Source organism: Streptomyces tateyamensis (assembly GCF_003205575.1).
Classification (GTDB): domain Bacteria; phylum Actinomycetota; class Actinomycetes; order Streptomycetales; family Streptomycetaceae; genus Kitasatospora; species Kitasatospora tateyamensis.
On sequence record NZ_PYBW01000119.1, the window covers coordinates 1 to 18,916 of the forward strand.

An 18,916-nucleotide genomic window follows, 5' to 3' on the forward strand; every position below is an offset into this window, starting at 1 on the left:
GCTCCTCGTCCTCCTCCTGGCCCTCCTCGGAGTCCTGACTGTCGTCGGGCTCCTGGCCGTCCTCGTACTCCTCGTCCGCCCCGTCCTGCTGGTCCTCCTCTTGCCCGGAGGACCCCTCACGCAGTTTCTCCGTATGCTCCTCCAACCGGTCGGCCAGCGCTCCCACCCGGTTGGTCGCGACCGCCACCGCGGCCTTCTTGCCCGCCTCCTTCAGCTCGCCCCGCGCGGTGTCCGCCAGCTTGCGCAGCTGCGGTGACGAGTCGAGCAGTTCCCCGAGGAGAACCTCGGGATTGGAACTCAGTTTCTTCCCCGCTGCCAGGCCGGCCAGGGCGAGCGCCCACCGGGCCTTGTGAAAGCGCCCGAGGAGGTAACCCCCAGCCAGCGCAGCGGCAAGTTTCGCGTTCTTCATGTCATCTGTCCTCAAGTGACGCGGGCCGTTCGCCTACACACCGACCCGCTTCGATGACCGGTCCGCCTACCCCGACCGGCACGAACCACACGCTGCCGACGAACGGGATACCGCGGCCGGTCACTCCTCCAGCGCGTCGGCGAGGCGGTGCAGGACTCCCGTGCCGGTCGGGCGGCGCGGCGCGGTCTCGCGCACCACCAGCATCCGCTCGCCCAGCTCACGCAACTCCGTGCGGCCGAGGGCGGATCGGATCGGGGGGAACCACTCGTCCTCCTCCTGCTCGATGTGCCGCTCGACGGCGTCGATGAGCACGGCCGCCTTGGCGTCGTAGCCCTCGTCCTCGGGTGCCATCCGGCTCAGTTCCTCGCAGAGCAGGTCGGCGACGTGGTGCTCCTGCTCGGCGCGATCCATCGCGGCGGTCAGCTCCGGCACCTCGCGGCGGACCCTGGGATAGAAGAGTTCTTCCTCCAGGTATGTGTGCACGGTCAGCGCAACGATGATCCGCTCGACCGTCTCCCGGCGCTCCCGCTCGCCGTCACGGCCGTCCTGGGCCTGGCCGTCGGTGCCGGCCAAGCCGCGGTACTCACGGAACAGGGCGCGGACCTGCTTGTGGTCCTCGCGCAGTTGGACGATGGCATCGCTGGACATCGCTGTCCTCCTTCCCGATCGCCCCCCGTCCGACCAGGCGTGTCCCCGAGCCGCCTGCCGCCAAACGCCCGGGCCCGGTGCATCCCCGCGGGGCAAGGGGCGGACCGGAAGGCCTCCGGCCTCGGCCCCAGCTCTTGACCCGCCCTCACCCGCCCGGGCGGCCCAGCAGGCTGCGGTCCAGGCCGGCCAGCAGTTCCGCGGTGTCGCGGTGCACCTCGGCCGCGCCGGCGCCGCGCAGTTCCTGCGCGGCGAAACCGCCGCTCTGCACGGCGATGCAGGCGACCCCGGCCCGACCGGCCGCGGTGACGTCCCAGACGGTGTCGCCGACGAACACGGCGTGCTCCGGGTCGCTGCCCGCGCGGTCCAGGGCCACCCGGACCAGGTCGGGCGCCGGTTTGGTGGCGGTCACGTCGTCCGCGCTGGTGACGGCCGTGATCACGTCGTCGGCGTCCAGCGCGCGGCGCAGCACCGCCAGCTCGCGCTCGCCGGCCGAACTCGCCAGCACCACCTGCCAACCCCGCTCGGCGCAGGCGCGCAGCAGTGCGGCGGCGCCGGGCAGCGGCCGGATCGCCGGCCAGAACCGGGCGTAGAGCGCGTCGTGCGCGGCGGTGATCGCCGCGTCGTCCTCCCGGTCGCCGTCCTGGCCCAGCAGGTGGTCGAGGAGCTGGTCGGCACCCATCCCGACCGCCCGGTGGCACCGCGCGGCGGGCACCGGGCGGTCGTACTGCCGCAGCGCCTCCCACCAGGCGAGCGTGTGGAGGTAGACGGTGTCGAGCAGGGTGCCGTCCACGTCGAAGAGTGCTGCGGGGGTCGAGGTCATGGCCTTCTCCTGGTTCGGCCGGCCGGCGGCGGGCACCCGGTCGGGCCCGCCCCGCTCCGGCACGGCTATCCACTGCGGCGGGCGGGAAACCCGGCCGGCGCAGGCGGTCGGGTTTCGTCCCGCGCCGCACACTGCACCGCCCGGCGGGATGATGAGAGGGACCACCGCCGGGCCTGCGGCGGGCGAGAGCGAGGGGCGAGTCCGTGCCAGCGCGCAACCACGACCTGGGGACAGTCCTCGCCGACGTGCTCGCCGAGTCCCACCGCCTCGCTCCGCGCGAGATTCCCGCGCTGGTGCAGGCGGCGGGCCGGCGCCTGGGACTGTCCGAGGCGCGGGCCTACGTGGTGGACATGCAGCAGCGCGAACTGATCGCCCTGCCCAGCCCGGAGCAGGCGCGCCGGCTCGCCGCCGGGTCCGACCCCGCCCTGGAGAAGCTGCCGGTGGACGCCTCGCTGGCCGGGCGCGCCTACCGCACCGAGACGGTCCAGCTGGGCGCGCCCACGGGCCCCGGGGACCAGGTGGGCTGGCTCCCGCTGGTGGACGGCATCGGCCGGTTGGGCGTGCTGCGGCTGTCCGCGCCCGCCTTCGACCGGCCGCTGCTGGAGCGGTGCGAGGCCCTCGCCTCCCTCACGGCGATGATCATCGCCACCAAGCAGACCTACAGCGACGTCCAGGCCCAGATCACCCGCACCCGACCGATGACGCTGCAGGCGGAGATGCTGTGGGCCTTCGTGCCCCCGCCCACCATCGGCACCACGTCCGTGACCTCCACCGCCGTCCTGGAACCCGCCTACGAGGTGGCCGGCGACGCCTTCGACCACAGCCTGGCCGGCACCCGCCTCCACCTCACGCTGCTGGACGCCATGGGCCACGACCTCGCCTCCGGCGGGTGCACCGCGGTGGCTCTGGCCGCCTGCCGCTCCACCCGCCGGGCCGGCGGCAGCCTGACCGACATCGCCGACCAGATCGACCGCACGCTGGCGCACTGGATCCCCGACCGGCTGCTGACCTGTGTCATCGCCGACCTCGACACCGCCACCGGCCGACTGGAGTGGATCAACTGCGGCCATCCAGCTCCGCTGCTGATCCGCGGCCGCCACGTCGTCACGGGCGCCCTCGAACGCACGCCGCACCTGCCGCTGGGCCTGAACGGACACGACACGCCGTCGCCGCAGGTCCACACCGCCCACCTGCAGCCCGGTGACCGCCTGCTGCTGTTCACCGACGGGGTGACCGATGCGCGCTCCGCGAACGGCGAGCTGTTCGGCGAGGAGCGCCTGGCCGACACGGTGGTCCGCGCCATGGCCGACGGGCTGCCGGCCCCGGAAGCGCTGCGCCGCCTCATCCAGCAGACGCTGCTGCACCAGGGCCGGCAGTTGCGGGACGATGCCACGATCCTGCTCGCCGAGTGGCACCCGCACCGCTGAGCACGGCCCCGTCAGCGGTGCTGGTTGCCCCGGGAGGCTCTGACCCCGAGGTGCACCAGGCCGGCCACGAACAGCGCGATGCCGATGAACAGCAGGTACAGCACTCCGTGGACGACCACGCCCACCAGCCCCAGCACGATGGCGACCACGGTCAGCGCGAGGAACACACTCACGGCGCCAGCCTCCTTCCGCGGCGCCCAGGTCCGTCGCCGGCCGGTGCTGCCCGCGCCCGACGGACCTGGTACACCGTCATGGTGTGCAGCGAACTGCGCAGTTGGTGATCATGACTTGCCCCGCCCGGTGACGAAGTCGCGAACCCGGTCGACCAGGCCGGTCCCGGGCGCCAGCAGCTTGTTGCCCGGCGGAGTGTCCGGGGCGCTGGGGTGCGGGCGGGTCGGCGCGACCTTCTTCGCCGCCCGGATCTTGTCGCCGAGCTGGTCCAGCTGGTCGGGCGAGCAGACGCCGCTCAGTGCGGGAAAGAGGTTCGTCTCCTCGTCGGCGACGTGCTCGCTGACCTCGGCGACGATCCGGGTGAGCAGGGCGTCGAACTCGGCGCCCTCCACCGGGGCCTGCTCCAGCTCCTTGAGCAACCGCTCGACCGCCGCGTGGTCCTTGAGCTCCCGGTCCGCGATCATGTCGCCGCCCGGCACGTGGTCGCGCACCGCCGGGTAGAGGTACATCTCCTCCGCGACCGAGTGCCGCACCAGCTCGATGGTGAACTGGTCGGCGATGTCGCGGCGCTTGGCGTCACCGGCGGGCAGGGCCTGGATCTGGTCGAACATCTGCTCCACCTCCCGGTGGTCGGCCATGAGCTCCGCGATAACGTTCCCGCCGTGTCCCATCGTCCTGCCTCTCGTGTGAGTGAGTGGATGTACCAATTCGGCTGCCCGCTCGGGCGGTCGGCACGCCTCCGGGCCCGGACCTTTTCGCGGTCGGCCGGCCGGCGGCCGGCTGTTCGGGGTCGCCGGCCCGGTCGGCCGCAGATGAATCGCCGCTCTCCACCGCGCGCCGCGACCAGCGGGAGCGCGGCGGCGTCCAGGGTGGACATCGCCGGAGCGGACGAGGAAGCGCAGGGCGCCCGTGCTCACAGGCTGGCGCCCGTCGGCGGCCTTCGGCCGTGCGGCCGCCCGCCCCGATGACCGCCCGATGCCCCGCACACCCGAGCGACAAGGAAGATCCTCATGCAGCACGTCACCTTGAACAACGGCATCCGGATGCCGATCCTCGGCTTCGGCGTCTACCAGATCCCGGCGGACCAGACCGAGCAGGCCGTCTCCGAAGCCCTCGCCGCCGGCTACCGGCTGCTGGACACCGCCGCCGCCTACGGCAACGAGGAAGCGGCGGGCCGTGCGATCAAGGCCGGCGGCATCCCGCGCAGGGAACTGTTCGTCACCACCAAACTGTGGGTCCAGGACGCCCCCGCCCAGGACAACGCCCGCCGCGCCCTCGAGATCTCGCTGAAGAAGCTGGGCCTGGACCACGTCGACCTGTACCTGATGCACCAGCCCTTCGGCGACGTGTACGGCCAGTGGCGCGCCATGGAGGCCGCCCACCGCGAGGGCCTGGCCAAGGCGATCGGCGTCGCCAACTTCTACCCCGACCGGCTGCTGGACCTGATCCTCAACAACGAGGTCACCCCGCAGGTGAACCAGATCGAGACCCACCCCTTCTTCCAGCGCACCGCGGACCACGACCTGATGCGCGAGCACGGCGTCCAGCACCAGTCCTGGGGCGGCTTCGCCGAAGGCAGGAACAACCTGTTCACCCACCCCGTCCTCAGCGAGATCGGCGACGCCCACGGCAAGTCGGTGGCCCAGGTCGTGCTCCGCTGGCTCGTCCAGCGCGCCGTCGTCACCATCCCCAAGTCGGTCAACCCCGGCCGGATGGCAGAGAACATCGACGTCTTCGACTTCGAACTGAGCGATGATCAGATGGCCGCCATCGCCGCCCTGGATACCGGAACGAGCCTGTTCTTCGACCACCGCGACCCCGAGATGGTCGCCCGGCTCGGCCGGCACCGCCTGGACAGCTGACCCGCACAACGTGTCGGCGCGCCCACCCGATCCACAGGTGGACGCGCCGACATTCCGGCGGGCAGGCCTACGCCCGAACCGGGCGCGGGTCAGTCCGGCGGCTCCACGGGCGGTGCGAGGGGCGGCTCCCCCAGGCCCGGCTCCGGGCCGGCCGGTCCGGGCAGCGGCAGGTCGGGCGGCGGGACCGGTGCGCCGGGCGGCGCGACCGGGTCCGGCGTGAGCGGGGGCGCGACGGGCTCCGGCGGTGCCGGCGGCTTCGGGGGATCCGGCGCCGGCTCGGGGAGCTTCGGAGGCGGCGGCGGGGGTTCGGGTACGAGATCGGGGCCGGTCGGTACCGGAACGGTTCCCATGGTGACTCCTATCGGCCGAGGGCTTTTTCGAGTTCCTTCTTGGTCATCTTCGAACGCCCGTGGATGTTGCGCTGCCTGGCTTCGTTGTAGAGCTGGTCCCTGGTGGGCCCTTGGGCGCCGCGGTGCGAGTGCAGCCCGCCGCGCCGGCCGGAGGAGATGTCCTCGATCGAACTGCGGTTGGCGGTCCGCGACTCGCCGTGCCGGGCCCGTTCCTTGTTCACGGTCCGGGCGGCGATCTCCTCGGCGCGCTGCTCGCTCTCACCGCGATCCAGCGCGCTCTCCTTGATGTGCTCGTACTGGCGCTCCCGTTTGGGGGACGATCCGCGCGGCATGGCGGCGGCTCCTCTCCTCGGTTCCGTTGTCAGGTCTGCGTGCCGGGCCGGCCCAGCAGCCGGCGCACCCGGCCGGCGGCGGCGCCCACCGCGTGGGACGCCCACTGCTGGACGCTGTGGGCCTTGGCCCGGTCGTCGAAGCGGCCGTGCGCGCCGAAGTCCTGCCGGGCGTCCACCGGCTCGAACAGGTTGTCCGGCTGGTCGGCCGGCTGCGGCTGCGGGGTCTGCTGGGAGGCGAAGCCCGTGCGGGCCAGGTACCGGTCCAACAGGCCGGGGACGACGGCGTTGGCGACCAGGGTCGCCACCGTGCTGCCCCCGACCCAGTACTCGCGCCGCTGCGGGTGGTCGGCCGCGTAGAGCACGGCCCGGGCCGCCACCTCCGGCTGGTAGATCGGCGGCACCGGCTGAGCCCGGCGCGGCAGCCGGGAGCGGACCCAGTCGAACTGCGGGGTGTTCACGGCGGGCATCTGCACCATCGTCGAGCGCACCCGGGTGCCGGCCGCCAGCAGTTCGCAGCGCAGCGCCTCGTGCCAGCCCTGCAGGGCGTGCTTGGCGCCGCTGTAGGCGGTCTGCAGCGGGATGCCGCGGTACGCGATCGCCGAGCCGACCTGGACGATGACGCCGCGGTTGCGCGGCAGCATCCGGCGCAGCACCGCACCGGTGGCGTAGACGTAGCCCAGATAGCTGACCTCGGTGACCCGCCGGAACTCCGCCGGCGTGATCTCGGTGAAGGGGGCGAAGACCGAGGTGAAGGCGACGTTGACCCAGACGTCGACCGGGCCGAGCTCCTCCTCGGCCTGTTGCACGGCGGCCTCGACGGCCTTCGGGTCGGCGACGTCCGCCTCGATGGCGATCGCCTTCGCCGCGCCGGCCTGCTCCGCCTCCCGCACCGCGCCCTCGAGCCCGGCCCGTCCGCGGGCGACCAGCGCGAGCCGGTCACCGCGGGCGGCGAACGCCACGGCGCAGGCGCGGCCGATGCCGCCGCTGGCTCCGGTGACCACGACTGTTCGGGGCGGACTTGTGTGTTCAGCCATGCGGTGCGCGTTTCCCCGATCAGCTGGGGCAAACCCGGGCGGCCGGCGACGGACGGCGGGTCAGCTGTCCGGCGCGTCGCCGGGTTCCCGGTGGGTGGGTGCCTTGTCGCCGGGTTCCTTGTCAGTGGGTTCCTTGTCGCCGGGTTCCCCGCTCGTGGGTTCATCGTCGAACTCGACCTCGACGCGCTGCTCGGGCCGGCGCCGGCCCTGCTGGACGATCGACTCCAGCACCTCCCGGTCGGGGCCGGTCAGCGGCGGCTGCAGCAGCGAACGCGGCCACAGTCGCCGGGCCAGCACCACGTTCACCTCCGCCGCGTAGACGGTGACCTGGGCGGCGAGGAAGAGCCAGGAGAGCAGGCCGATCACGGTGGCGAAGAAGCCGTAGACCTGGGTGGCATGGCGCAGCTGATGGGTGATCAGGACGGCACCGAAGGCCTGCAGCAGGGTGAACAGCGGTCCGGCCAGCGCGGCCCCGGGCAGCAGCGCCCTGGCCCGCACGGTACGCGGGGTGAGGATGCGCAGGCAGGCCAGGAACAGCGCGCTGTTCAGCAGCAGCGACAGCAGCAGGGCGCCGACACGGGCGGGCCAGCCGGCCAGCGCGGCGCCGATCAGGGTGGCGCTGGCGGTGGCCAGCACCAGGCCGGTGCCCAGCGTGCCGAACAGCACCAGGCTGCGGGCCAGCCGGGGCCAGTAGCCGGGGCGCCCGGTGCCGGGGACGTTCCACACCTCGGCCATTGCGTGCTGCAGCACCTGGGCGATGCCCAGCGCCCCGTACAGCAGGCCGAGCAGGCCGACGGTCAGGGCCAGCGCGCTGCCCTGCAGCGAGTGCACGTTCTGCTGCAGCTGGTCCCCGATGATCGGGAAGTCGGCGAGCGCCGAGTTCAGCACCGCGTGCTGGGCGCCGGGCCGGCCGTGCAGCACGAAGCCCAGCACGGTGGAGAGCACCAGCAGCAGCGGAATCAGCGCCACGAAGCCGTAGTAGGTGATCAGCGCGGCCAGCAGGCCGCCCCGGTCGTCGCCGTACTTCTTGACCACGCCCACCACGACGGCGGGCCCGGTGCGGCGCTGCTGGGCGCGGTCCACGGCGCGCAGGGCGCGTTCGAAGGGGTTCATGCCTGCTCCCGGGAGGCTCGGCGTGCGCGGACCGGTCAGCCTGCGGATGCCCGCTCCGGCCGCCGGCTATCGGAGAACGCGGTGCGCCGAACGAGTGGACACGCGGGACCGGGGCAGACGGCTACCGGTCGTGGCGGAACCCGGCCGATAGACTTGGTCCGACGCCGGGGAGGTGAGACGAATGGGCGCCAAGGCGGTCGAGACGCTCCTCTGGTGGCTGGTCCTGATGGCCCTCAACGTGCTGTTCATCAGCACCGTCAGTCCGCTCGAGCTCGAAGTGAGCGCCGGGCTGGCGCTGCTCGGAGCGGTCGCGGCGGGCCCCGCCCGGCGGGCGGCCCGGGCCCGCCTGGGCGGCCTGACCGGCGCCCCCGCCGCCCTCGCCGCCCTCCCCCGCACCCTGGTGTCCGACCTGGTACTGCTGGTCCGGGTGCTGCTGCGCCCGGCCTCGGCCACCGGCGGCGTGCGGACGGTGGCACTGCCCGCGGGGACCGGCCCGGCCTGGGCCTGCACCTTGCTGTCGGCCACCCCCGGCACCTGCGTGCTGGACGTGTCGGCCCCGGCGGACGGACCGGTGCGGCTGACCGTGCACACCCTCGACGCCGCACCGTCGGCCGTCGAGCGCGCGGTGGGTGTCGGGTGAACGCCTGGCTGCTCGCGGCGGCCGTACTGCTGGTCGGCGCCGTCGGACCGGGGGCCGTGGTCGCGCTGCGCGGTCCCGCGCAGCAGCGGCTGCTCGGCGCCTCGCTCGCCGCCACCGCCGTGACCGCGGTCCTGCTGCTGCTCGCCCAGGGGTTCGGGCGCAGCTCGTACGTCGACGTGGCGCTGATCCTCGCGGTGCTGGCACCCACCGGCACCCTGGTCTTCACCCGGCTGCTGGCCGGCGACCCGAGCGGGGCGGAGAACTGATGCGCCATCAGATCGCCCTGGTGCTGCTGGTCGCGGGCGTCGCGGTGCTGCTGCTGGCCGGCCTGGCCCTGCTCCGGCTGCCCGCCCCGTACCTGCGCCTGCACGCGCTCTCCCCCGCCTCCTCGCTCGGCGCCCCGCTGATCGCGCTGGCCCTGGCGGTGGAGACCGGCCCGGGGCGCGGCGCGGCGAAGCTGCTGGTCATCGGCGCGCTGCTGGCGGTGGGCGGCACGGTGACCACGATGGCGATCGGCCGCACCACGCTGCGGCGCGAGGAGGCGGACCGGACGTGAGCGACACCTTGGTCGTGCTGGCTCTGCTGCTGGTGGCGGTTGCCGCCACCGGGGCCGCGCTCACCCGGGACCCGGCCCGGCAGGCGGTGGTGCTGGCCCTGCTCGGGCTGAGCCTCACCGTGCTCTTCACGGTGCTGCAGGCCCCGGACGTGGCGCTCTCCCAGCTCGGGGTCGGCACCGCCGTCACCCCGCTGCTGATCCTGCTCGCCGTCCGCAAGGTGCGCCGGTTCGGCCGCCGCGAGCCGGACCGGGACGAGGAGGAGTGAGCCGGCGGGCGCGGCTGCTGCTGCTCGCGGCGGCGGGCCTGGTGGTCGCGGGCTTCTTCGCCGCCGCCTGCCTGCGGCTGCCCGCCTTCGGCGCGGCGGTGCACCCGTACGGCGAGCGCGCCGTCGCGGCGGCGCTGGGACAGCGCACCGCCAACACCGTCTCCTCGGTCAACTTCGACCAGCGGGCCTTCGACACCCTGGGCGAGGAGTCGATCCTCTACGCCTCGGTGCTGAGCGCCGTGCTGCTGCTGCGGCTGGCCCGGGACGAGCGCAAGCACGAGCCGCGCCCGGCCCCGGTGCTGCCGAGCACCCGGCTGTTCGGCGCGGTGCTGCTGCCGGTGACCCTGCTGACGGGCGGTTACGTCGTGGCGCACGGTCAGCTCAGCCCGGGCGGCGGGTTCCAGGGCGGGGTGGTGCTGGCCTCGGGGCTGCACCTGGCCTACGTGGCCGCCGACTACCGGGCGCTGGGCCGGGTCCGCCCGCTCGCCGTGCTGGACGTGGCGGACGCGCTGGCGGCCGGCGCGTTCAGCGTGCTGGGGCTGGTGGGCCTGGTCGCCGGGGCCGCGTTCCTGCAGAACACGCTGCCGCTCGGCACCTTCAACACCCTGGCCTCGGGCGGGCTGGTACCGGTGGTCAACGCGGTGGTGGGCGTCGAAGTGGCCAGCGGCGTGATCGTGCTGCTGGCCCAGTTCCTGGACCAGGCCGTGGAGGTGGTCGAGCGTTGAGCGTGTTCCCCTACCTGATGGCCGGCTGGATCCTACTGGTCGGGATCTACGGGCTGGCGACCAGCCGCAACCTGATCCAGGCGGTCGGCTGCCTGTCGGTGGCCCAGTCCGCCACCTACGTACTGCTGCTGGCCGTCGGCTACCGGCGCGGTGCCACCGCCCCGGTCTTCAGCGACCTGCCGGTGGGCGCCCCGGTGGTGGACCCGGTGGTCCAGGCGCTGGCCCTGACCGACGTGGTGGTCGGCGCCACCGTGACCGCCGTACTGCTCGCGCTGGTGATCCAACTGCGCAAGCGGCACGGCACGGTGGACCCGGAACGCCTCACCGGACTGCGGGGCTGAGCGTGCCCGACACCGCCCGACTGCTGCCGCTGGCCGTGGCGGTCCCGCTGCTCGGCTCGGTGCTGCTGGCCGTGGCCGGGCACCGGCTGCCCCGGCTGGGTACCGACGTGCTGGCGGCGTTCTGCGCGGCGGCCTCGCTCGGCTGCCTGGTACTGCTCTGGGTGCGCACCGGTGACGGGCGCGCGGTGAGCTGGGTGGGCGGCTGGGGGCCACCGGGCGGGGCACCGGCCCGGGGCGCGCAGAGCGTCGGCATCGTGCTGGTGGCCGACCGGCTGGGTCTCGGCCTGGCGCTGCTGGCGGCGGCCCTGGTGCTGGCCGTGGTGGCGTACGCGTGGCGCTACTTCGAGGAACCGGTCGGCGGGCACGCCGGCGTCTTCCCGGCGCTGCTGCTGCTCTTCCACGCGGGCATGTGCGGCTTCGCGCTGACCGGTGACCTGTTCGACGCCTTCGTCTTCTTCGAGCTGATGGGCGCCTGCGCCTACGCCCTGACCGGGTACCGGATCGAGGACCCCCGGCCGCTGCACGGCGCGCTCACCTTCGGGATCGTCAACTCGCTGGCGGCGTACGCCTCGCTGCTGGGCATCGGGCTGCTGTACGCGCGCACCGGACAGCTCGGGCTGGCCCAGCTCGGCCAGGCGCTGGACACCCGGCCGCCGGACCTGCTGGTGGTCTGCGCGTTCGTCCTGGTCCTGGCCGGGCCGCTGGTGAAGGCGGCCGCCGCGCCGTTCCACTTCTGGCTGCCGGACGCGCACGCGGTGGCCCCCAGCCCGGTCTGCATGCTGCTCTCCGGGGTGATGGTCGAGCTCGGGGTCTACGGCGTGGCCCGGATCTACTGGGTGGTGTTCGCCGGGCCGGGCGGGATCCCGCACCCGGCCTTCCGCAGCGTCCTGCTGGTGCTCGGCACGCTGACCGCGTTGCTGGGCGCGGTGATGTGCTGGCAGCAGCGGCACCTGAAGCGGCTGCTGGCCTTCTCCACGGTCGGTCACGTCGGGCTGTTCCTGGTCGGCGTCGCCCTGCTGGACCCCGCGGCGCTGGCCGGAACCGCGGTGTACGTGGCGAGCCACGCCGGGGCCAAGGCGGCACTGTTCGGGCTCTGCGGCCTGCTGCTGGACCGCTACGGCTCGGTGGACGAGCACGGGCTGCACGGGCGGGCCCGCGAACTGGTGCTGCCCGGACTGCTGTTCGCGGTCGGCGGCTTCGCCCTGGCCGGGCTGCCGCCGTTCGGCACGGGGCTGGGCAAGGCGCTCGGCGAGGAGGCGGCCGGCCGGCAACTCCCGTTCCTGCTGCCCGCACTGTACGTGCTGGTGTCGGCCGTGACCGGCGGTGCGGTGCTGCGCGCCGCGCTGCGGGTGTTCGCGGGTGCCGGGCCGGCGCCGGTGGACCGTCCGGGCGAGCCGGAGACCAGCGGGGAGGGCGAGGAGCCGGAGGTGCGCGGGCCGGGGCGGCGGCTGCCGGTGCCGCTGGTCGCGGTCCCGGCCGTGCTGCTGCTCTGCTCGCTGCTGGTGGGGTGTGTGCCGGCGGTGGGCGCCCGACTCGCCGAGGCGGCCCGGCTGTTCACCGACCGCGCGGGCTACCTGGCGGCCGCCTACCAGGCACCGCCGGCGCCCGCCGCTCCGGTGCCGCCCGCCGGCTGGACCGCGGCGGGCGTGCTGCTCGGCCTGCTCTCCGCGGCACTGGCCACGGGCCTCGCCCTGCTGGCCGTCCATCCGCTGCACCGCGGGCTCGGCGCCGCGCTCAACCGGCGGCTGGTCCTGCCGCTGCGGCGCCTGCACTCGGGCCTGCTCGGCGACTACGTGACCTGGCTGGTGGTCGGACTGGCCGGCCTGCTGGTGGCCTTCGCCGCACAGCGCTGAGCGGCCCGGCGCCCGTCGGCGCCGAACCGCTGAGCCAGATGGCCCGGCGGTAGCGCTACCAGCGGTACCACCGTCCTCACCCGCCCCCGCCGGTCGGCGCGCGCAGGACGAAGCCGAGCAGCCACAGCACCACGAGGGGCGGATTGACCGCACCCGCACCGGGTAGGCGCCCGTCCGTGGAGGTGGTCGGGATGACAGCGCCCACGACGGACACCACCGGCCCCACCAACGGCCGGGTCGGACGCCAGGAGTCCGCGGAGGAGCGGGCGGACCGGCGCTGGAGCGAGATGCTCCAGGAGGTCCGGGTGGCGCAGACCGGCTCGCAGGTGCTCTTCGGCTTCCTACTGAGCGTGGTCTTCATGCCCCGGTTCGCCGAACTCGACGGCTTCGAGCGCTGGTTGTACGTGGTCACGGTGGTGCTGGGGGCGCTGGCCACAGGTGCGCTGACGGCGCCGGTCTCCTATCACCGCCTGCTGGCCGGCCGCCGGCTCAAACCCCAGCTGGTGGACGGCGCGGCCCGTCTGGTCTCCCTCGGCCTGGTGCTGCTCGCCCTCACCATCGGGTCCGCCCTGCTGCTCCTGCTGCGGGTGGCCACCGGAGCGACCTGGGCGGCCTGGATCGCGGGCGGCGTGATGGCCTGGTTCGCCGCCTGCTGGCTGGTGCTGCCGGTCCTGCAGATCCGACGGCACGCCAACCACCACGGCGACCAGCGGCCCGGCGCCCAGCGGCCCGGCAACTTCGGCGGCGGGTGAGGGCGGGCGGAGTCGCGCTCCACGGCGAACCGGGGCCCCGGAGGACGTCTGCGAACCCGCCTGGCCGATCACCGGGAGTGCCCCCACGGCGGGGGTGATCGCCGGTACCCTGGTCCCCCCGCCGGAGCACCGTCGGGGCACGGCGAGCGGAGGTCGAAGTGCCGCAGAGGGCACGGGAGTTACGGTCACTTGGGGTCCTCGTCGCGGGTGCGGCGGCGCTGCGTTCGGTCGAGCTGGCCGAGCACCAGGGCTTCGACAGCGCCTGGCTGACGCTCCCTCGGACGGCCGAACAGGCAGCCGAACGGACAGCTGACCGGCCCTCCGCCCAGCTCGACACGCTCGCTGCGGCCGCCGCCCGCACCCACCGCCTCGCCCTCGGCACCACCACCCTGCCACTGACCGGCGCGAGCGCGCCGCAGCTGGCCGAGGAGCTGGCCGCCCTCGACCGGAGCCACGGCGCCCGGCTCAACCCGGGCGTCGAGTTCGGCACGGTCGGCACGGGCCCGGGCACGATCGGCGCGACCTCCGGCACGGTCGGCACGGGCGCGAACGGCGCGACGCCCGGCACGGTCGGCGCGGGCCCGGTAGCCGTGGGCACCGACCGCCGTCAGGTGCGGGAACTGCTGGACGGGCTGCGTGAGTTCGCCCCTGCCCTGGCCCGCCGGCTCTGGTGCGCACCCGACGACCGGCACACGGCCCGCTGGGCAGGCGCGCAGGAACTCAACCTGCTGGTGGACGCGGCTGGCTCCGCCGAGCAGCGGCTTGCCCTGATCCGCGCCTTCCGGGAGAGCCACCCGCGCGGCGCCTGGGCCCGGGTCTGCCAGCGTCTGGTGGTGCTGCCCGTCGACGCGGCCACCCCCACCCAGCGCGCCAGGTACCAGGAGCACGCGCAGCGGACCCCTGCCCTGGTCGGCCTCTCGGCGCAGCTGGCCGAGCTGCTCACCTCCGACGTCGCATTCCGTGAGGTGGAGGAGGCGGCCTTCGTCCTGCCGGACGGCTTCGCCCCCGAGGACCACGCCCAACTGCTGGCCGACCTCGCCTCCCGGCTCGCCCCGCTGCTCGGCTGGCACCCTGTCTACTGATCGGCCCGCCTACTGACCGGCTCGGCTACTGACCGGCTCGGCTACTGATCGGCCCGGCTACAGTGGGGCCGGGTGACACGGAGCCGGGTGACGACGGCTCAGGGCACCAGCACCACCAGCACCGGCCCGGTGGCGAACGGCATCCGGCTGCCGTCCGGCAGCGTGAACGCGGTGCCCTGGGCCGGGTCGGGCCGGGACCAGTGGACCTCCCACACCTTGCCGTCGCGCAGCACCTGGGCCGCCCCCGAGCCCACGGTCCGGGTGAACACCTCGTTGTCGGCGTGCCCGGCGTTGAAGTCGGTGAAGTCGCCGGGGACGATGCTGACGTGCTGCACCACCACGGTCGCCGTGCCGGACCAGGCCGGGTGGCCGTCCACCGCCACCGCGTAGGAGCCGCTCGCGTACCGCACCCCGATCGCGGCGGACGGCAGGTGCCAGGTCATCGCGGCCAGCGCGGTCCCGCCGCCCGGGGCCGGGCCGAAGGTGAAGCCGGGCGAGCGGGCCGGCACCGACGGGTGGCGGGCCAGGATCTGGTGCGGGTCGACGAAAGTGGGGTCCACGCCCTGGTTGCTGAAGGCGCCGGGGTCGCCGGCCGGCGTCACGCTCTGCAGATCCGCCTGCTCGAGCAGCGGCAGCAGTCCGCTGATCGCGCCGCTGTAGGCGAGGTCGAGGCGTCCGTACTGCTGGAGCAGCGGGATGTCGGTCTGCCGGGCGGAGCGGACCGGGCCGATCATGGCGGGCAGGTGGTTGGCGTCGTAGACGGCCAGGAAGCGGGAGAGCCCGCCCTCGACCTGGATCCAGTAGACGACGTCGGCCTGGGCCAGGCCCTGTTGCAGTTGCTGGATCCGGCCGGTGACGTTGTCGATCTTCACCGCGAGCGTGTTGCCCGCCGCGCCCACGTTGTCCAGCGGGTTGCCCTGGTTCACGGTGCTGCCCGGCCCGGTACCGGCGTGCTGCCCGGCACCGCCGCAGCCGGCGACCAGTCCGAGGGCGAGCCCGGACAGGGCGAGCCTCATCCGGCGCCCGGCCATCGGACCACCCCTTCCGCTGGGTCCTCCCTCCTACCGTGCGCCCGGCTCCGCGCGAGCACAATGCCCCGGGACCCGGTACCTCGCCGACGAGACGCAGCCCCCACCGGCCGCGCGGCGCATCGCGCGTAGACACCACGCATAGAATCTGCCTATGGACTCCGCGCGCAGTGGTCCGGAAGCCACGGCGGCGGACGGACGGCCAGGGCCCGTCCGTCCGCCGCCGTGCGTCACCGGCTCAGAGCCGGTAGAAGTTCGCGTAGTGGTCGGGCGAGTAGTACACGGCGCCGGTGGTGAAGTCGACCACGATCCGCACCGCGTCGCGGTGGGCACCGCAGGCGCGCGGGTTGACGTCGTACTCGTAGTAGGTGTCGCCGGAGGGCAGCTGGCCCTCGTAGTTGGAGAACTGGCCGCCCGCGTAGCTGCACTCGCCGTCCGGCCAGTCGTACCAGCCGCGGCTGGTCGGGTAGCCGTAGGAGGACCAGGTCGAGTCGGCATCCGCCGCGGCGGCGCAGCCCGAGAGTTGGCAGGAGCTGTACACCGCGGCATTGGCGGCCGGGCTGACCAGCACGGACACGCTGAGCAGCGAGGTGACGGCGGCGAGCATGACGGCGAATCGCTTCGCCCAGGACAGCTGGGAACGGCGCGGGGTGAGCACGGGGCCTCCAAGGGGAGCGTTGGCTTGTACATGGCATGCTGCTCGCCCTCCGTTACCTCACGGTGTATCAGCGGTTACCGGTTCCGGTCGATTCCGACACCCGCCCACCGGGCCGACCGAGACGCTTGATCCGCAAGTCCGGCACCGCGTGGACGAGCTGACACCCCCTCGGCCGAGCAGTTGCCAACTGCCGCGCTACGCGCGTCACTTCCCCCATCGCCCACCCTCCTGCACAACCCCGCAGGGCCCACTCCGTCCCCCTTCGCCTGCCCCACCGATTCTACCCGCGTAGCCCGCCACGGCCCTACCCGCCGGACACCAAGCGAACAGCCAGCGGCCTCGGGACGGCGCGCCGGTGACGAGCTCCGCGACTGACGAACCATCAGGCGTCACGGCCGACGGCCGGCCTCGCCGGCCCCGTGCCGGATGTCGCCGAGGGCTTCCCCCGCAGCGGGGTTCACCAGGGCCTGGACCGGATCGTCGGCGACTTCTTCCCGTTCCGCGCGGACTTCGCCGAGTGTGCGACATTCCGCGAGTTCTCCTGAGCCTCGCTGAGTGGCCGAGGCCGTGGCCAGGCAGTGCGGCGTGACCTTGCCCGCTGGCTGATCACTTCGCCTGGGAGAGTGACACCGCGTCGGGGCCGGCGGGGAATCGCAGCTGGCCAGTCGTGTCGTGCACGGCTCGCCACACTGTCTCGGCGACGTCGCTCTCCTTGGTGAACAGGTCCTGCGCCGTGAAGTCGCCCATGGCCTTCTTCGCCCATGACGCGTAGGGCGCCGGGACCAGTTCGTCCAGCGGTGCCCCGTCCGCCGCCTTGGCCGCGTTGGCTGCGAAGTTCGTCGTCAGGCAGGCGCCCGGCTCGACCGTCCTCCACGTCTGGGCAGGCGGCTTCCACGGATTCGACGCCCTGTACCCGCAGGCACACATCTCGGCCACAGCCCGCCGGACCCGCACCGACTGGCTAGCCCGGCTCCTGTCGGCGGGGAGGTGATCGTGCCGGGCCGTTACCTGGGGACCACGACCGGGGGCACGGCTGTGACCTCCTGCTTCGCGCACTTCTTCACCCTGCACCACGGCGGGATCGCCCGGCTGCGACAGACCTGCGACACCCCTGCCGATCGCGGACGCCCTGCGCGGCTGACCCGGCACCGGCAGCCGGTGCCGGGCCGGCCGCCGCCCCCGGCGGGCGAGGACAGCGAGCCTACGAAGGGGGTGCGTGGCGCGCGCCGGGGGCGGGGCAGGCACCGATTGTGACCTGCACTGCCCTTGACCCTGAGTGAGTAAAGGAACTTTACTTAACTAGCGCCGGGCCGACCCCACGCCCCGCACCGCACTCCCGTCCTCCTACTCCCCCAGGAGCTCGCCATGCCTTCCGACCACTCTCCTGGACTCTCCAGACAGATCGGTCTCTTCCAGGCGACCGCCATCAACATGAGCCAGATGTGCGGCATCGGACCCTTCGTGACCATCCCCCTCATGGTCGCGGCCTTCGGCGGCCCGCAGGCGGTCATCGGCTGGATCGCCGGTGCGCTGCTCGCCCTGGTGGACGGCCTGGTCTGGGCCGAGCTGGGCGCCTCGCTGCCCGGTTCCGGCGGCACCTACGTCTACCTGCGGGAGGCCTTCCAGTACCGGACCGGGCGGCTGATGCCGTTCCTGTTCGTCTGGACGGCGATGCTCTTCATCCCGCTGATCATGTCCACCGGCGTGCAGGGCATGGTCCAGTACCTCTCCTACCTGTGGCCGAGCATCACCACCGGGCAGGGCGACCTGGTCGGCATCGCCGTCATGGCGGTGGTGTTCCTGCTGCTGTGGCGCAAGGTGTCCAACATCGGGAAGATCACCGTCGCCATGTGGACGGTGATGATCATCTCGGTGCTCGCGGTGATCCTGGCCGCCTTCACCCACTTCCACCCCTCGATGGCCTTCACCTGGCCGGCCCACGCGATCGAGCTGGGCCACGGCAGCTTCTGGATCGGCTTCGCCTCCGGCCTGACCATCGGCATCTACGACTACCTCGGCTACAACACCGCCGCCTACCTGGGCGCCGAGGTCAAGGCCCCGGGCCGCACGCTGCCGCGCGCGATCATCTACTCGATCATCGCGATCATGGGCATCTACCTGCTGCTGCAGGTCGGCGTGCTGGGCGTGGTGCCCTGGCAGGAGATGCTCGACAGCAGCAACGTCGCCTCCCAGTCGGTGGCCTCCGCAGTGCTGGAGCGGACCTTCGGCAAGGGCGCGGCCGACGTGGTCACCGTGCTCATCCTGATCACCGCCTTCGCCTCGGTCTTCACCGGCCTGCTCGGCGGCTCCCGGGTTCCCTACGACGCCGCCCGCGACCGCCTCTTCTTCCGCTCCTTCGGCAAGCTGCACCCACGGCACCAGTTCCCGGTGGCCGGTCTGATCAGCATGTGCGTCATCACCACCGCCGCCTTCCTGATCGCCCGCCACATCGGCACCTCGGCCAAGCACCCGCCGCTGACCATCCTGATCACCCTGCTCACCACCGTGATGGTGATCGTCCAGGCGCTGGCCCAGATCGCCGCCGTCACCGTGCTGAGGAAGCGTCAGCCGAACCTGGCCCGTCCCTACAAGATGCTGCTCTACCCGCTGCCCAGCATCGTGGCCGGGATCGGCTGGCTGGTGATCTACGGCTACGCCGACAAGGCCAACCCGGGTATCCACCCGATCGAGTGGTCGCTGGCCTGGGTCGTCCTGGGGATCGTCGTCTACCTGGTCTGGTCCCGCGTGGAGCAGGTCTGGCCGTTCGGCGCCAAGGAGATCCGCGAGCAGTACCTCACCGAGCAGACCGAGCAGGAGGCCGAGCCCGCCGGCTCGCCCTCCTGACCCCC

The 18,916-nt window shown here is 73.4% G+C and carries 22 protein-coding genes and 3 pseudogenes; 14 read left to right on the plus strand and 11 right to left on the minus strand.

What is annotated here, in order from left to right; genetic code table 11:
- The 3 genes and pseudogenes from C7C46_RS27230 to C7C46_RS27240 form a co-directional block, all read right to left on the minus strand.
- Positions 1 to 409: pseudogene (locus tag C7C46_RS27230) on the minus strand (histone protein); the annotation flags it as partial.
- A 120-nt stretch (positions 410 to 529) separates the two neighbouring features.
- Positions 530 to 1,057 (minus strand): hemerythrin domain-containing protein, encoded by a 528-nt coding sequence (locus C7C46_RS27235; RefSeq protein WP_110672586.1) that lies wholly within the window; start codon positions 1,055 to 1,057, stop codon positions 530 to 532.
- A gap of 145 nt (positions 1,058 to 1,202) precedes the next feature.
- Positions 1,203 to 1,877, minus strand: coding sequence for an HAD family hydrolase (locus C7C46_RS27240; RefSeq protein WP_110672608.1), 675 nt, complete (start codon positions 1,875 to 1,877; stop codon positions 1,203 to 1,205).
- 203 nt (positions 1,878 to 2,080) lie between these two features.
- Between C7C46_RS27240 and C7C46_RS27245 the strand changes: the two genes are divergently transcribed.
- Positions 2,081 to 3,304, plus strand: coding sequence for a PP2C family protein-serine/threonine phosphatase (locus tag C7C46_RS27245; RefSeq protein ID WP_110672587.1), 1,224 nt, complete (start codon positions 2,081 to 2,083; stop codon positions 3,302 to 3,304).
- An 11-nt stretch (positions 3,305 to 3,315) separates the two neighbouring features.
- On the opposite strand, the gene C7C46_RS35325 is transcribed toward C7C46_RS27245, so the two are convergent.
- Both C7C46_RS35325 and C7C46_RS27250 read right to left on the minus strand, forming a co-directional pair.
- On the minus strand, positions 3,316 to 3,477 hold the full coding sequence (locus tag C7C46_RS35325; protein WP_181442550.1) for a hypothetical protein: 162 nt from the start codon (positions 3,475 to 3,477) through the stop codon (positions 3,316 to 3,318).
- Positions 3,478 to 3,585: 108 nt separating this feature from the next.
- Positions 3,586 to 4,146, minus strand: coding sequence for a hemerythrin domain-containing protein (locus C7C46_RS27250; protein ID WP_110672588.1), 561 nt, complete (start codon positions 4,144 to 4,146; stop codon positions 3,586 to 3,588).
- A gap of 339 nt (positions 4,147 to 4,485) precedes the next feature.
- Here C7C46_RS27250 and C7C46_RS27255 point away from each other — a divergent pair, with 339 nt between their 5' ends.
- Complete coding sequence (locus C7C46_RS27255) at positions 4,486 to 5,337, plus strand: aldo/keto reductase (protein WP_110672589.1); 852 nt, start codon at positions 4,486 to 4,488, stop codon at positions 5,335 to 5,337.
- A 358-nt stretch (positions 5,338 to 5,695) separates the two neighbouring features.
- On the opposite strand, the gene C7C46_RS27265 is transcribed toward C7C46_RS27255, so the two are convergent.
- From C7C46_RS27265 to C7C46_RS27275, 3 genes are read right to left on the minus strand one after another with little or no spacing between them, the layout of a single operon-like run.
- Entirely contained in the window at positions 5,696 to 6,019 is a 324-nt protein-coding gene (locus C7C46_RS27265) for a plasmid stabilization protein (RefSeq protein WP_110672591.1), read from the minus strand.
- A gap of 29 nt (positions 6,020 to 6,048) precedes the next feature.
- Positions 6,049 to 7,053, minus strand: a complete 1,005-nt coding sequence (locus C7C46_RS27270) for an SDR family oxidoreductase (protein WP_110672592.1) — start codon at positions 7,051 to 7,053, stop codon at positions 6,049 to 6,051.
- A 60-nt stretch (positions 7,054 to 7,113) separates the two neighbouring features.
- Complete coding sequence (locus tag C7C46_RS27275) at positions 7,114 to 8,166, minus strand: YihY/virulence factor BrkB family protein (RefSeq protein WP_110672593.1); 1,053 nt, start codon at positions 8,164 to 8,166, stop codon at positions 7,114 to 7,116.
- A 181-nt stretch (positions 8,167 to 8,347) separates the two neighbouring features.
- On the opposite strand from C7C46_RS27275, the gene C7C46_RS35330 reads away from it, so the two are divergent.
- The 9 genes from C7C46_RS35330 (at position 8,348) to C7C46_RS27315 (ending at position 14,381) form a co-directional block, all read left to right on the plus strand.
- Positions 8,348 to 8,806 carry a hypothetical protein gene (locus tag C7C46_RS35330; RefSeq protein ID WP_181442553.1) on the plus strand — a complete coding sequence of 153 codons (459 nt, stop codon included), beginning with the start codon at positions 8,348 to 8,350 and terminating at the stop codon, positions 8,804 to 8,806.
- Positions 8,803 to 9,072 carry an MrpF/PhaF family protein gene (locus C7C46_RS27280; protein ID WP_181442551.1) on the plus strand — a complete coding sequence of 90 codons (270 nt, stop codon included), beginning with the start codon at positions 8,803 to 8,805 and terminating at the stop codon, positions 9,070 to 9,072. The genes C7C46_RS35330 and C7C46_RS27280 overlap by 4 nt, the downstream gene beginning before the upstream one ends.
- Entirely contained in the window at positions 9,072 to 9,362 is a 291-nt protein-coding gene (locus C7C46_RS27285; RefSeq protein WP_110672594.1) for a cation:proton antiporter, read from the plus strand. Before C7C46_RS27280 ends, C7C46_RS27285 begins: the two co-directional genes overlap by 1 nt.
- Positions 9,359 to 9,628: a Na(+)/H(+) antiporter subunit B gene (locus C7C46_RS27290; RefSeq protein WP_110672595.1), complete on the plus strand. Its 270-nt coding sequence runs from the start codon at positions 9,359 to 9,361 to the stop codon at positions 9,626 to 9,628. The genes C7C46_RS27285 and C7C46_RS27290 overlap by 4 nt, the downstream gene beginning before the upstream one ends.
- The gene (locus tag C7C46_RS27295; RefSeq protein ID WP_110672596.1) at positions 9,625 to 10,353 is read left to right on the plus strand and encodes an MnhB domain-containing protein; all 729 of its coding nucleotides are present in this window, start codon (positions 9,625 to 9,627) and stop codon (positions 10,351 to 10,353) included. Before C7C46_RS27290 ends, C7C46_RS27295 begins: the two co-directional genes overlap by 4 nt.
- On the plus strand, positions 10,350 to 10,694 hold the full coding sequence (locus C7C46_RS27300; protein ID WP_110672597.1) for a sodium:proton antiporter: 345 nt from the start codon (positions 10,350 to 10,352) through the stop codon (positions 10,692 to 10,694). The genes C7C46_RS27295 and C7C46_RS27300 overlap by 4 nt, the downstream gene beginning before the upstream one ends.
- A 2-nt stretch (positions 10,695 to 10,696) precedes the next feature.
- Positions 10,697 to 12,547: a complex I subunit 5 family protein gene (locus C7C46_RS27305; protein ID WP_245985012.1), complete on the plus strand. Its 1,851-nt coding sequence runs from the start codon at positions 10,697 to 10,699 to the stop codon at positions 12,545 to 12,547.
- A gap of 191 nt (positions 12,548 to 12,738) precedes the next feature.
- Positions 12,739 to 13,299, plus strand: a complete 561-nt coding sequence (locus C7C46_RS27310) for a DUF6328 family protein (protein ID WP_110672598.1) — start codon at positions 12,739 to 12,741, stop codon at positions 13,297 to 13,299.
- A 158-nt stretch (positions 13,300 to 13,457) separates the two neighbouring features.
- The gene (locus C7C46_RS27315; protein ID WP_110672599.1) at positions 13,458 to 14,381 is read left to right on the plus strand and encodes an LLM class flavin-dependent oxidoreductase; all 924 of its coding nucleotides are present in this window, start codon (positions 13,458 to 13,460) and stop codon (positions 14,379 to 14,381) included.
- 98 nt (positions 14,382 to 14,479) lie between these two features.
- Here C7C46_RS27315 and C7C46_RS27320 read toward each other — a convergent pair whose 3' ends face one another.
- Complete coding sequence (locus C7C46_RS27320) at positions 14,480 to 15,397, minus strand: DUF3048 domain-containing protein (protein WP_245985014.1); 918 nt, start codon at positions 15,395 to 15,397, stop codon at positions 14,480 to 14,482.
- Between the two features lie 250 nt (positions 15,398 to 15,647).
- Complete coding sequence (locus C7C46_RS27325; RefSeq protein WP_220040701.1) at positions 15,648 to 16,067, minus strand: ribonuclease domain-containing protein; 420 nt, start codon at positions 16,065 to 16,067, stop codon at positions 15,648 to 15,650.
- A 419-nt stretch (positions 16,068 to 16,486) separates the two neighbouring features.
- Between C7C46_RS27325 and C7C46_RS37445 the strand changes: the two genes are divergently transcribed.
- Positions 16,487 to 16,612 (plus strand): hypothetical protein, encoded by a 126-nt coding sequence (locus C7C46_RS37445; RefSeq protein ID WP_281278592.1) that lies wholly within the window; start codon positions 16,487 to 16,489, stop codon positions 16,610 to 16,612.
- A 61-nt stretch (positions 16,613 to 16,673) separates the two neighbouring features.
- On the opposite strand, the pseudogene C7C46_RS37595 reads toward C7C46_RS37445, so the two are convergent.
- Positions 16,674 to 16,937, minus strand: a pseudogene (locus C7C46_RS37595) (short-chain dehydrogenase/reductase); the annotation flags it as partial.
- Between C7C46_RS37595 and C7C46_RS36835 the strand changes: the two are divergent.
- A pseudogene (locus C7C46_RS36835) lies at positions 16,918 to 17,058 on the plus strand (alpha/beta hydrolase); the annotation flags it as partial. The pseudogenes C7C46_RS37595 and C7C46_RS36835 sit on opposite strands and share 20 nt — an antisense overlap.
- A gap of 374 nt (positions 17,059 to 17,432) precedes the next feature.
- Positions 17,433 to 18,911 (plus strand): APC family permease, encoded by a 1,479-nt coding sequence (locus C7C46_RS27340; RefSeq protein ID WP_110672601.1) that lies wholly within the window; start codon positions 17,433 to 17,435, stop codon positions 18,909 to 18,911.
- Positions 18,912 to 18,916 lie beyond the last annotated feature (5 nt).